Raw genomic sequence first — 13,132 nt, 5'->3', positions numbered from 1 at the left:
CCTCTTTAGTAATTATATTCCAATGTATATACTTTTTGCCTTCATAGACAACTCTTTCTTTTCTTTGGGAAACAATTGAATGAAAATTATTAATATGAACACATCAATATTCAGATAGAGGGTAAAATGTGGTGGTCAGAACATCGAATGCAAGTTTGAAGGATTCTGATTGCGGCCTGTGTATTTGAACATACTGAAAAGTCTCAAACCTGTAAAAAGGATGAGAATCCGGAATGTGAGAATACAAATTCAGAAACACAAATAGAGAACATGAGGGGTAATTATGGAAGGAGATATTGAAATTAAATCTAAACCGAGAAGGCAGATAATAATCGCTACCGATGGCTCAGAAACTGCAAACGAAGCCGCAGATTTTGGAATCGAAATGGTTGGGTGCAGTGGAGCAAAAATATATGCTGTTTATGTCATCGACACGACACCTTATCGCTCAGTTCCACTGGATAAAATCTGGTCAGACAAAGTACTTGAAGAATTTGAAAAAGAAGGCCGTGAAGCAACCTCTTATATAGAAAAGATTGGAAAAGCTGCAGGAGTGGAAGTGGAAGTCAGGGTGCTTAGAGGTAATCCGGCTGAGAAAATTGTCACTTTTGCAGAGGATAATAATATCGATATGATCATAATGGGTTCGCTTGGGAAAAGTGGATATGAGCGCGTACTACTTGGAAGCGTATCTGAAAAAGTTATAAGGCATGCAAAAATTCCGGTTCTGGTTGTCCGAGAACGGCATAAAAGTGAGAAAAAATTGATACAGGAATAATCAGTTCTGAGTAGGTGACAGCCTCCAGAACAAAACTTGACAATCTAGTATATACTCGAAAATGCAAAAACAGCATCATTGAAGGTATTGTAAGAGAGTTGACGGCTGTATCCCACAAATAAAGTCGCGGGAATGAGCCTTAGACACTCCTAAATTAAACGATCTAGCCAACTTGGTAATCTAGCCAACTTAGACAATCTAATCTTTTTAGTGAGTCAATCTCAAATTCAAATTTTTTTATTTTGAAGCTTATCCTGGAACTGATCTTTTGAATAATCAAGTTTCCGATCATGAAAGCAATTTAAAAATATAAATTAGTAAACAATAAGATGGATTCCGGTATTGTCTCAATAATACCAGATATAATATATCTAATTAATAGATCCGTACTCTAAGAGGAGTAAGTATAGAGGAAAGTAAGTACGGATGAGGGGAGTAGAAAAGTAAGTACGGATGAGGGGAGTAGAAAAGTAAGTACGGATGAGGGGAGTAGAAAAGTAAGTACGGATGAGGGGAGTAGAAAAGTAAGTACGGATGAGGGGAGTAAGTATAGGGGAGAATAAGTACGGGGGGAGTAGGTATAGAGGAAAGCAGTGAACTTGAATCCAAACCGCAAAAACGAATTCTGATCGCTACTGACGGCTCAAAAGCTTCTGAAAACGTAGCGGATTTCGGGATAGAAATTGCGAAGAACAGTGGGGCAAAGGTCTATGCTGTATATGTTATCGATGTAACTTTTCTTGACTCAATTCTGATGGATGAAACGTCGGTAAAAAATGTCTACGCAGAGTTTGAGATAATTGGTAGTGAAGCAATAAGTCTCATAGAAGAAAATGCAAAAGCTGCAGGAATAGAAGCTGCGCTCATACTGCTTAAAGGAAATCCGGCTGAAAAAATCCTGGATTTTGCTGAGAATCATAAAGTTGACATGATTGTCATAGGGTCTACTGGAAAAAGCGGGACTGAACGTTTTATGCTTGGAAGCGTATCAGAAAAAGTTGTAAGGCATGCAAAGGTTCCGGTACTTGTCGTACGTGCGGGATTTAAACCTGAAAGAGTCTTCAGTTGCGGTAAAAGGGATAAAAAAGTCTCAGAAAATATCGTATATGAAGAGACGCAATGAAAAGCCGGAGGAAAACTTTTCAAAAAAGGAATGGGGGAAATCAATGCTGAGTGAAAAGATGGAAGAAGCACTGAATGAACAGATCAATAAAGAACTGTACTCGTCTTATCTGTACCTTGCGATGTCAGCTTATAGTTCATCAGTTGGGCTTCCGGGCTTTGCCCACTGGTTTAGAGTCCAGGTTGAAGAAGAAAGCATTCATGCAATGAAGCTCTTTGATTACGTAAACAACCAGAGTGGGAGGGTTAGACTTAAGGAGATCAAAGAGCCACCTATGGAATTCGGAACAGCTATGAATATGTTCCAGCAGACACTGAAGCATGAACAGTTCATCACTCGCTCAATTCATGAACTGGTAGAGCTTGCCCATGCTGAAAAGGATGAAGCTACAGCTTCTTTCCTGCAATGGTACGTTGAAGAGCAGGTAGAAGAAGAGGAAAACGACAACGAAATTATTGCCAAACTGAGAGGTGTCGATAAAAACGAATATGTCATTCCCTCAGTTGACCAAGAGCTGGCAAAAAGACTTCCACCCAGATAATTATTTTAAATCTTGATTCGATTCAAAAAATATTATCCGGGAAGCTATTTCTTTCAATTCTCTTATTTTTGTCCGCTTCAAAAGTCACTTCCTGACCATTGGAGTGCCACACTTTTCACACTTGACCTCAATACAGGGAACACCCGGTTTATGAGGCGACTCATATCCGCATTCATGGCAGATGCACATTCCTTCGGGACCTCCAGAACTTCTTCCACGGTTACTGCACCTTCCATTGCCTCCTCCACCTATGCCCATTCCAGGTCCCCTACCTTCGGGACCACTACCGTCTCCTCCTGGCATCCTATAGTCTCCTCCTTCGATTCGTACTGATTTTCCATAAACAAGTGCTTCGGTTATCTTTACAAGTGCTCTTTTAAGTGTCCTCTGGAAAGTAGATTGGTGAATATCCATGCAAGTTGCACCCTCTGTTTGGGATAAATTTTCCAGGAAACTTAATCTCATGGTTTCAAGTTCATCAACTGTCAGGACTACTTCTTTCAGATAATCCTTTTCTAAATTATCCTCTTCTAAATCCCCGGGTTTGAAGTGCCTCATTTGATGCTCGAAATTCACCAATTTTCGTTTCCTTGGGCGCACCATTATGCATAATAATGCGTAATTTTAGATATAATTTGTGATTCTGTGCAATACCTAAGAAAGAAAGTTTAGAAATTGAGTAAAGGATTATGCAGTCAGGTATTAATATATGAAGCCTGAAAAGCACAATAAAATGTCAAGCAACCTGGAACTCGATATTGTGAAAAACAGTTTTGAATGGCTCTCTGCCCAGCAAATTCAGTCCGTAAAGGAACTTTCAAGTACCTTATCCGCGCATGCCCTATGGGCACTCCCAAACCCTTACATAACCCGCCTGATTCTTGAACAGGATAATAACGGTTCCTGGAACTCTTCAATCAGGGACACCGCAAGGGCCTGCTCAGCCCTTTCAACAGAAGGAATCGTATTCATGGCTTCAGCAAGATGGCTGCTTGCCAGAAAAAAAGAAAATTCCTGGAATGGGGACGTTTACGATACAGCCTATGCCATTGCAGCTCTTGCAGACATGGGAACTCGGGATAAAGACGGATGCAACTGGCTATCCGAAAACTATTGCCCTGCCTGGGAACAGGTCGGCACCACATCCCTCATAATTACAGCTCTCAAAAAGCAGGATAATCTGGCAAAAACCAGAAACTTTGAGACTTTTATCCAGGAAAAAGCCAGATGGATCCTTTCAAAAAAAGAGCCGGACGGTGGCTGGAAACATATTTCCACAAGCAATCTTGCAATCCAGGCCCTGCTTCTTGCAGGTTTTAAAGATGAAGTTGAAGATTCAGTCCACTGGCTCCTTGAAAATGTCCACGAAAACGGAGCCTGGGGAAATAAAGACGATGATATCAATGCCACTGCACTGACTCTAAGTACCCTGGGACTTTATAGAAAAATTTGATAATGTACTGGGATTTGTCTTCAGGATTTGTCTTCAGGATTTGTCTTCAGGATTTGTCTTCGGGATTTTGTTTTTCCTTCTTTTATTTTCAACAGACCCTTTCAATTGTTTTTAATCTGACACTGCTTTTTTGCAGACATCATTTTTGGCACTTAGATAGGACTTACTTGCTATTTCCATACTGCCTTCCATTTCGGCAATACTCATATTAAAAGTCCGGGCATAATTTAAGACATTTTTATCGAATTCACTTCCCATAGAAATCTCATTACTGATTTTGACGACCCTTTTATAATGCTTTTTCAAAAAACTGTCATTAAAGTCAGAAGTGTTATTTGACTCCATTCTCATTTCTTTCCAGCTGGAAGCCCACATAGGAGTCAAGTATATCATACCTACACCTTTCCCACTCTGCATAACTTCAGCATAATTATCGTTGCCCCCAAGAGACACGCTGATACAGTCATCCACAATCTCTCCTTTTTCATCTTTGAGAAAATAAAGAGAGCAAGGAAGATCTTTAAAATCCGCTACCGTGTTCCTTAAAGAATGCCCACAATTTCCATAGAAAATAAGAATACCATCTGAAAAAGCTGCCATTTTCCTGATATTCTGGTAGATTTCAGACCTTAAGAGTTCGCAATCTGCGTGCAGGCCAAGCTTCAGAGTATTTACAACGACAATAGGTTTTTCCCTGTTCTTTTCTTTACTCTTTCCTCCGGTATTATGAGGTATTTTCTTAAAAAACGGAAATTTCAAAAAAAGTTTCAAAATATTCACAGACACAGAGTTATATACAGAGTTATTTGCCTCTTTTAAAAAAATAGGTACTTTGTCCAGAGGAAAAAGTTTTGGCTGGCAATTTACGGATTTAAGCTTTCGAACAAACCTGAGACTTTGCCTGTTTTCAACTACAATCAATTGATTTAAGTCATGGTCTTCTGAGAGGACATACGCCAGTTCGTCTTCAAGCATTTCACAGGCAATTATACTAAGTACAGGCATCCACTCACCATTCAGTTACAAATATAAAATATTTTCAACATTTTGATTTTTCCTAGATCTCCATTTTGAGTTCGTTATAGCAATCTTTAAAAATTTCCTGATTACCATCATCGAATTCCAAAATTTCGAAATCAAACAAATCTGCAAATTCCCGAATAGAAGCGTCAAAATTTTCAGTGTATTCAAGACCGGTATTAATCTTGGCGACTCTTTTGTAACCGATCATTTCGTGGGTTTTTTTCATTAATTTCAATGCTTTGGCAGGGTCTTTGTTTAGCTTATTCAGGTCAAGTATTTCCCGCCAGCCTTTGCTGTACATGGGAGTAAAAAGGTATGTTCCAGCATCACTAACACTTTTGAGTATCCTTAGATAGTTTTTGACTCCTCCCACAGTAGCCCCTATACAGTCATCTACAATCCTGTGATCTTTGTCTTTAAGAATGCGGACCGGGCATGAGATTGAACTACATTCAAAATCTTTTTCAACGTCCCCCAGTACATTCCCACATAAACCGTAAAAGAGCAAAATCCCAGATGAAAAAGGAGCAAGAGTCTGTATAGTCTCATATACCTTAATTTTCAACTCTTTAGGACTTATATGAAGACCCAGTTCCATCAGATGAATCAGAACCGTATATTTCTTGCATTCGCTTTTGATTTCGGGAAGTGAGGAAATGTCTTCCAGAGAGAGCACTTTATATTGAAGGTTTACTTTATCCAGCTTTTCTACAAATTCCCGAATATTTTCATTATCAACTACGAGGACTTCATCAATGGAAGAGTCATTTTCAAGAATCCAGATAATTTCGTCCTGCATTATCTTGCATGAAATAATACTCATAATGGGCATTGAAGCATCTCCACAGAAGTTATGCCAGAAAACCTAATTTTTTAGCAAACCTAATTTTTTAGCAATAGATTGATTAAGCAGTAGATCGATTGTAGTAATAGAATATACTTACTTACATATAAGTAAGTACCGGTTAGGAAAAAATCAGTCCTCCCACCCAAGGTCGGCTTTAATTAGAGAAATAGATCTAACAAGCGTTTTTCTTCCTCTTATACTGGAAAATTGTCTGGCACCCATCAAGGCTTCAGCTACTAATTCTGCACGTGCTTCTACAGAACCAGAGAAATTAAACTCCCCCTGTTCCAGACCCATTTTAAGAACTTTGGAAATCCAGGTCAGGATGTCATCCATCAACAAAAGGTTTTGTTTTTTAACTTTCTCCGGAAGTTCCTCAAAATCGAGAATTACCGAGCCTGGAGGGCAGATTCTTTTGCCTTCATCAAACTCTTTCAATGCGTAATCAAAGTAGTATTGAAGCTGATCACGGGCTGAGCCTCCAGAGTCCACTATTTGAGCAATATTTGCAGCTAAATTCTTTCTGCTGTCTTCGAGCAAAGCTGCAACTAGATCCTCTTTTTTGGGGTAATAATTATGAATTGCTGCATTTTTTATTCCCAGTTTCTGAGAAATATCTTTGTAACTAAATCCATTATAGCCCCGACATTGCAAAAAATTCCTTGCGTAATATAGTATTTGCTGATTAGTCTCGTTCATATCTATTCATAAAAAACATTTATACTCGTTAATAAGTTAATTGAATAGTGTTTTTATTCATATAAACTTAGTTCTCCGATTTATTAGATGAGAAACATCTTGCATTTCACATTATATACACAAGTATTACACTATCCGGTTGTATTACACCCATCCGGTTGTATCACCTGTTTTAGTTGTCATAATCATCGCTCTTACAAGGCATCCCTCTAAAAAAGCCAGACATTCAAATTCCAGAAAGCGTGAAGCATTTTTATCAAACAGAACCTGAACTTCACAAGGAAATTCATCGTCTCCATCATAATAAACGATTTGGAGAAGGATTTTAGGCAATGCTTTCAGAAGCCATGAATAGCCGCCCGATTTCAGCTTACCATTAAAAACCCCACCTAATTTGCACATGGTTTCACTGAATGTTGCATAATCTTCACTGAATATATTACCAAGAGGATCAGTCATCCATTTTGTATTTGTGCTGAATGTTATTCCTGTGCCGGCAAGATTAGAAGGCACATATGAAAATGCAGGTTCACCCACGCCTTTGGACAATGAATAGTAAGCCAGAACACTGAGGTTGTTGACATTAACCGGCTTGCCGTCAGTCGGGCTAATACCGCGAGAACTTATCTCATACTCGCGGCCAAGAAAATTGACAGATAGAGCACCGTCCGGCTGAAGAGACAGGCCAAGCCGTTCGGCAACTTCTAAAAAATCGCATTTGCTCAATTTGGGTATGAGGCTTTCATAAATTTGTTCATAACCACTACTCATAAAATACTCCCTTCCGTGCGCACCGAAGGTGCTCATTAGCTCTTATTTGAGTTATTAGAATTCCATTTTGAATATATCCTCACTACAGAAGATAGTTACTTACATATAAGTAAGTACTGGTTAAACAAACGATAAAATAAAAAATTTTGTTGTGGAAGGAATATACAAACCACTTAGAGCTAAAACAATAGTATAATATGGTTCAAAAGAATTGATAATGTTTAGAGTTTTGATATAATAATTAACGAGTTAAAAGCAGATTCTCTTGCCCATAGCTCATCCTCTTAAGTGAAAGAAAGTAGCGAGGGCAGCAGACTGCCGAAATGCTGCAACCGGCTGCCAAGCGAAATTAAGGTGTTAGAGCACAGAATACAGCATTGATGCCGTTCCTATTCCAAGGGGCTCAGCTACAAGTTGAACGTCGTATTTCTTTCGAAGCTCTTCAGAAATTGCGCAGGGAATTCCTGGAGTTGAAAGTACGCAATTCTCTGAAAGTACAGCCTCAGGAATCGTGTTTGCACATGGGGTCGCCTCGAAAATAATGGAAAACTTTTTCGGATTTGCAGGATCGAGTGGGATAACCCCGAGGTCTGAAACAGCTCTCTTAAGGAGTCTTTCATCAGGATCATACCCGTAAACCCTGAAGCCTTTCTGCACAAGTTGAGCTGCTCCGGGAAAACCTACCTTTCCAAGCCCCATAACAAGTACGTCCTTTGAGTCGGCTTTCAGGTATCTGGAAGCGATCTCAGCATAAATTATACCTGTGCAGGGTTGATTATTGGCCATTTTTCCATTTTTGATGTTATGGGCAAGGAAAGTGTGGTCGTCTGCCATAAGGATGATATCGGCTCCGTTCTGCACAGCTTCATAATAGCCGCTAACATCCGGCATATCCGTAACAAAACTGTCAAATCCGAAATACTGTGTAATTGCATGCAGGGAAGCAGAAAAGTTTCCTATTATCCCGTTTCCTGAAGTTACAGGCACGATGCATACTTTTTCGGAGTGCGGGGAAGTACCGTAGAGAGCTTGACAGATGCCTTTTATATCAAGCCCTGTTACTTTTTGCACGACAGAGTCGGCTTCCTGAAGTTGTCTATTAATATTTATCAAATCATTTGGGGTTAAAAGTGCCATTTTTATCGCCATTTCCTATTTAGGAGAATTTAAATTTTATATTCATTAAACCTGGGGATTATAAATTATAATTTTCATGAATATAAGTTTTTAATATCTATTTATTGAAATTTGAGTTTTTTAGATATCAGATTCGTTAAATATAAGCTTTAAAGCTTTAATTTCTTAAAATCTAAGTTTTTAATTCTTTTTAGTATATTTTTTGTCCTCAAATTTATTCATTCATAAAATCGCTCCGAACCGCTCCTTTAGAACCGAAAGTCCTTTGCATTTTTTTGCTCCGGTTTCTTCCCTGTCCTTACCCCAGAAGATCAGGGTAAATACTGGATTTTCTCCTTTGCAAAGAAAAATCTCAATGCCGGGTTCTTCATAGAATTTTCCATAGTCGCTACCCATGGAAAGTACCTGTTCTCCCACAGAAACAAGAACACCGTTTTCTCCGAGCAGCAGGTGCTCGTAAATGCAGTATTTTTTCTCTGGAAGAGACTTGATTTCCTCAACACCGTCAGTAAAGGCGTGGAAAAGAAGTTCTATCAGGTTGATTCCTGAAGAATAGTAAACTACTGTTGGGGTCTGGCTTGGGAAACGGGCATCGATTTCGATTACCCTGAGCCCTTTTGGGCTAAAGATTGCTTCCACATCCATAATCCCTTTCAAGGGAAGATTTGCTGCAAGAGCATGGGAGATCTGCCTGAATAAAGGATTCGCAGGAAGTGGAGTTACCATGTGGCAGTCATAAGTTTCGTCTATATGGACCAGGGTCTCTTTTACCACGGCAAAATGACTTCCGTCCCCGACAACTTCGAGAGAAACAACTTCACCTTCCACATATTCCTCAACCAGCATGTCAGGTTCAAGGGCCTCAAGCTCTTTGTCATCATAAATTATCCTGACTCCCAGACTGCTGCTTTCACAGGGAGGTTTTACAAAATAAGGAGGGCTGGAGGGCCTGTCCTGCGGAGTTGGGACTCCAATGGACTTAAAATAATCTTTTGAGCGTTTCTTATCCCTGCTTACCCGATAAGCTTCAAAATCGAAAAGTACCGGGCAGGAGAATTTTTCTTTTATTGAATTCAGAAATTCGATGCAGGCCAGATTTTCGTTTACAGGGAGTACAGCATCAACCTTTTTTGAGAGCTCAAGGAGTTTTTCAGGTTCCTTTATTACATCAAAACAGTAAAATTCATCCGCGTAATTACGGATGAGAGCCTGCGGATTTTTATCCACCAGAACTACTTTCATTCCGGCTTTTTTAGATAGATACGCAGCTTCGAAGCCCTGGAGTTTCCCGCCTACAAGACAGATCGTTTTCAAGCTAACACCCCAGGACTGCCTCGAAGTCAGCCTGCCGAGCAGGTTTCATACCCATGGTTTCAAGCCTTTGGATCACGCTTTTTATGTCCCGGTCCCTTTCTTTAAGTCCACGGTCATAGTTTGCAACGCCTTCCAGCTGGGAATCGGGAGGAAGGATAGAAGTAACAATATTTGCCCCTGCATTTAAGCGGCGAACCATGCCGTCAATGCCTTCCAGGTCAAGGGAAGCAGGGATGAGGCGTTTGGGAAACATTAACCTGAGAACCGAGATAATTTTCAGTTCCGAAAGATTTGATTTATCCCTGAAATCTTCAAGCGGGGTTCCTTCCTGGGGCAGGAAAGTCATAACTCTGACCATATCAGGATCGTTTGTGCTCATCCCCCTTAAGGACAGAATGGTGGATTCGATATCGTTTCCAACGCCTGTGAGTATTCCGTCTTCTACACAATACCCCTGATTTTTAGCAAAACGACGTGCATTGACACGCCCATCGAATGACTGCCCAACTCTAAGTTTCCGGTAGAGTTCGGTGTCATATGTTTCCTGATAAAGTGCCAGGAAGTTTGCTCCTTTTTCCCTGGCTTTGAGAAGAGTAGCGTTATCCATCAAGCCTGGAGAAATCATAATGGGAAGCCCAAGTTCCTCTTTTACTACCTGGACAAGCTCAACGAAACGGTTCGGGTCTTCATAGTAATAGGGGTCTTCCCCCATGGTCAGGTCAACCATATGAAAACCTGCTCCTTTCAGGGTTTTGCAGGTTTCTTTTATCTCTTCCATGGTCAGTCGATAGCGGTTAATCTCGTTTCGACAGTTATAGTAGCAAAAGGAGCATTGATTTTTACAGTAAGTGGAGAAATAAATGAAACAATTAAGAAATACTCTGTTGCCAAAATAATGATCTCTTACTTTTCGGGCTGCAGAATAGAGCCTTTCCAGGTCTTCTCTGGATTCAAGGGAAAGAAGAGCCCTCAGGTCGTTATCAGTTAATTGATATCCTTCAATGACTTTTTCTCCCAAACTGTCAAATTCATCAAGTGCCATTTTTTGGATCAAAATTTCACCCTCTCATAGATTCTTCAGATATTTGACGGCCCTATCAGAGCCGATTGTCAACTTAATCTCACCATTTAGCTTATTTTGCCATATTGAGTTTTTACCATCCCGTTTTTGAATCAATATTGCCATTCAATGTTGCCATTTGATATTGCCATTGATATTGCCATTGATATTGCCATTGATATTGCCATTCAATGTTGTCATTCAATATTGTCAGTCAATGTTGCCATTGATATTGCCATTCAATGTTGCCATTCAATATTGTCAGTCAATGTTGCCATTCAATATTGTCAGTCAATATTGCCATTGATATTGCCATTTTACTTTTTGCCATTAATACTGCTATTTTGCCTTTTGCCATTTGATATTGCCATTAGGTATCGCAATTCTTTTTGCCTTTCAGAGCTGCAATTAATTTTGCCATTTAGTACTGCAACTCTTTTTGACATCCAGTATCGCAATTCCTTTTTGCCATTTAATACAGTGTTTTAATATCTTCGACCGGTGTTTAGCGATTTTTAGTTACTTTGGGCGGACTTTCCAGCTTACAGGCTGGTTGAAATCCCATTATAGTAAGATTCAGACCTTGATGCTCTCTTAATGTTTTTAAAGCCGTGCATAACCTTGAGCAAACGCTCAAGTCCAAAACCTGCACCTATCCATGGTTTGTCAATACCCCATTCTCTATCAAGAGGGACTGGCCCGACCACTGCCGAAGAAAGCTCCAGGTCCCCGTGCATTATATCAAGGGTATCCCCATAGACCATACAGGAATCTCCTACGATTTCGAAGTCGATTTCCAGGTAGTCAAGAAACTCTTTGATAAGGGCTTCAAGATTTTCCCGAGTACATCCCGAACCCATCTGACAGAAGTTCACCATGGTAAATTCTTCCAGGTGCTCTTTGCCATCAGACTCCTTCCGGTAACAGGGCCCGATTTCGAAAATCTTTATCGGATCTGGTAGAATCCTATCGAGTTTTCGCAGATAGTTGTAAAGAGTTGGGGCAAGCATTGGCCTCAAGCAGAGGTTTTTACCCACCCTGAAGACCTGTTTTGAAAGTTCAATATCACTGTTAATACCCATTCTCTCCACATATTCTGCCGGAATAAGGATAGGAGACTTGATCTCCAGAAAACCCCGGTCTACGAAAAATTTCGTAATATCACGTTCGAGTTTGCCGAGGTAGTCTTCTCTATCATTAACATAGAGACGCTGAAAATCGTTTTTTCTTCTTGCCACAAGTTCGGACTCAAGTTCCCTGAAAGGCTTTGCAATATTCAGAGAAATTTTATCCTCTGGACTTAAGAGAGCCTCAACCCTATCAAGCTGGCTTCTTGTAAGTGAAGGAGCGGGAACCGACGCGGGAACCGACGGATTTGGAGCTGATTTTGCAGGCGAAGGTACAGGTCTGGATGTGCTCATTGATGCCTGTGCAGACACAGGATTTTCCAGAGGCTTCGAAGCCCTTGAAACTGATTTTGGCATGGCTTTTTTGACCTTTGGAGCAGAAACTACCTTAACCTTCACACTGGTTTTGCTTTCGGTTGATCTTGTGAGGAAATTATTGATATCCTCGTCCGAAACCCTACATCGTTTGCAGGTTTTCCTGTATTTGTGATGTCTGAATGCTCTGGCTGTTCTACAACTCCTGGAATTATTCACAACAAGATGCTCTCCACACGCCATTTCAATAGATATTTTACTTCTTGAGACTTCATAGTGCTTGATTTTGTGGAGCATTCCAGTCCTGGACATCCAGAGCCCGGTTGCAGATATTAAAACATCTAATGGTTTTTTGTCCATAGTGTCACCCCTGGTGAATTAAAAGCCCGGATGATTTCCAAGAAATAGTATTTCAAAATCCCGGCTTACGGAATATAAGCACGGAGCCAGCAATTTGCTGACAGCTACCCGGAAAATAGAAGCGATCCACACAACAGAAACAATTTATATAGTCTGGAAAAAGATCTGACTCAGTCCCAAAATCTAGTGATAAAAGTAAGTGTAACATCACTACACAAAATTATAATTCTATAATTATGTAATGATGTTACGGCAAAAACAATGGTAACTATAAACCTTACTCTTAATAACTTTTCGGAGCTCCCTGCTCTCTTAGACGTTTTTGGTTGTTTTGGAAACGATTATGAATATACCACACGAGGAATTTTTCGTAGAAAAATTCCTCCAGTCTGTTCAATTTGTAGTACTCCAATGGTTCATAATGGCTATAATCCTCATACTAAAGAAGGTCTTGGAGAAATCAACATTGGTCGATATAAATGCTCAAATTGTGGTAATACACACGAAGAAGATCATAGTTTTTGGGAAGATCTGAAGACTTTACTTTTTACTTCATTCAATGATTTCTTCCAGTTACTCAGATA

General features: G+C 39.9%; 13 protein-coding genes and 1 pseudogene. 5 read left to right on the top strand and 9 right to left on the bottom strand.

Annotation, left to right across the window (positions count from 1 at the left end; all coding sequences use genetic code 11):
- Positions 1-283: 283 nt before the first annotated feature.
- From FXW07_RS05410 to FXW07_RS05400, 3 genes are all read left to right on the top strand, one after another.
- Positions 284-778 (top strand): universal stress protein, encoded by a 495-nt coding sequence (locus FXW07_RS05410; RefSeq protein ID WP_048123147.1) that lies wholly within the window; start codon positions 284-286, stop codon positions 776-778.
- A 559-nt stretch (positions 779-1,337) separates the two neighbouring features.
- Positions 1,338-1,901 (top strand): universal stress protein, encoded by a 564-nt coding sequence (locus FXW07_RS05405; protein WP_346655630.1) that lies wholly within the window; start codon positions 1,338-1,340, stop codon positions 1,899-1,901.
- Between the two features lie 43 nt (positions 1,902-1,944).
- Positions 1,945-2,442, top strand: coding sequence for a ferritin (locus tag FXW07_RS05400; protein ID WP_229394546.1), 498 nt, complete (start codon positions 1,945-1,947; stop codon positions 2,440-2,442).
- Positions 2,443-2,526: 84 nt separating this feature from the next.
- Here FXW07_RS05400 and FXW07_RS05395 read toward each other — a convergent pair whose 3' ends face one another.
- Positions 2,527-3,045 (bottom strand): DUF134 domain-containing protein, encoded by a 519-nt coding sequence (locus FXW07_RS05395; protein WP_255678733.1) that lies wholly within the window; start codon positions 3,043-3,045, stop codon positions 2,527-2,529.
- A gap of 106 nt (positions 3,046-3,151) precedes the next feature.
- Here FXW07_RS05395 and FXW07_RS05390 point away from each other — a divergent pair, with 106 nt between their 5' ends.
- Positions 3,152-3,895, top strand: a complete 744-nt coding sequence (locus FXW07_RS05390) for a hypothetical protein (RefSeq protein WP_229394544.1) — start codon at positions 3,152-3,154, stop codon at positions 3,893-3,895.
- 111 nt (positions 3,896-4,006) lie between these two features.
- Here FXW07_RS05390 and FXW07_RS05385 read toward each other — a convergent pair whose 3' ends face one another.
- The 8 genes from FXW07_RS05385 to pylS form a co-directional block, all read right to left on the bottom strand.
- The gene (locus FXW07_RS05385; RefSeq protein ID WP_229394543.1) at positions 4,007-4,900 is read right to left on the bottom strand and encodes a DUF1638 domain-containing protein; all 894 of its coding nucleotides are present in this window, start codon (positions 4,898-4,900) and stop codon (positions 4,007-4,009) included.
- A 52-nt stretch (positions 4,901-4,952) separates the two neighbouring features.
- Positions 4,953-5,750, bottom strand: a complete 798-nt coding sequence (locus tag FXW07_RS05380; protein ID WP_229394542.1) for a DUF1638 domain-containing protein — start codon at positions 5,748-5,750, stop codon at positions 4,953-4,955.
- 144 nt (positions 5,751-5,894) lie between these two features.
- Positions 5,895-6,464 carry a TetR/AcrR family transcriptional regulator gene (locus tag FXW07_RS05375; protein ID WP_255678732.1) on the bottom strand — a complete coding sequence of 190 codons (570 nt, stop codon included), beginning with the start codon at positions 6,462-6,464 and terminating at the stop codon, positions 5,895-5,897.
- Between the two features lie 144 nt (positions 6,465-6,608).
- On the bottom strand, positions 6,609-7,235 hold the full coding sequence (locus tag FXW07_RS05370; protein ID WP_229394540.1) for a DUF3786 domain-containing protein: 627 nt from the start codon (positions 7,233-7,235) through the stop codon (positions 6,609-6,611).
- A gap of 357 nt (positions 7,236-7,592) precedes the next feature.
- Positions 7,593-8,384 (bottom strand): 3-methylornithyl-N6-L-lysine dehydrogenase PylD, encoded by a 792-nt coding sequence (gene pylD, locus FXW07_RS05365; RefSeq protein WP_229394539.1) that lies wholly within the window; start codon positions 8,382-8,384, stop codon positions 7,593-7,595.
- Positions 8,385-8,594: 210 nt separating this feature from the next.
- Entirely contained in the window at positions 8,595-9,686 is a 1,092-nt protein-coding gene (gene pylC / locus FXW07_RS05360) for a 3-methylornithine--L-lysine ligase PylC (protein WP_229394538.1), read from the bottom strand.
- A 1-nt stretch (position 9,687) separates the two neighbouring features.
- Positions 9,688-10,740, bottom strand: coding sequence for a methylornithine synthase PylB (gene pylB, locus FXW07_RS05355; RefSeq protein WP_229394537.1), 1,053 nt, complete (start codon positions 10,738-10,740; stop codon positions 9,688-9,690).
- 548 nt (positions 10,741-11,288) lie between these two features.
- A complete protein-coding gene (gene pylS / locus FXW07_RS05350) occupies positions 11,289-12,548 on the bottom strand; it encodes a pyrrolysine--tRNA(Pyl) ligase (RefSeq protein ID WP_229394536.1) in 1,260 nt (419 codons plus the stop codon).
- Between the two features lie 261 nt (positions 12,549-12,809).
- Between pylS and FXW07_RS05345 the strand changes: the two are divergent.
- Positions 12,810-13,132, top strand: a pseudogene (locus FXW07_RS05345) (ISNCY family transposase); the annotation flags it as partial.

The sequence above is a fragment of the Methanosarcina sp. DH1 genome (assembly GCF_020804205.1).
Classification (GTDB): domain Archaea; phylum Halobacteriota; class Methanosarcinia; order Methanosarcinales; family Methanosarcinaceae; genus Methanosarcina; species Methanosarcina vacuolata.
The sequence above is the reverse complement of the archived record's forward strand: the minus strand, read 5'-3'. Positions and strand labels throughout refer to the sequence as shown.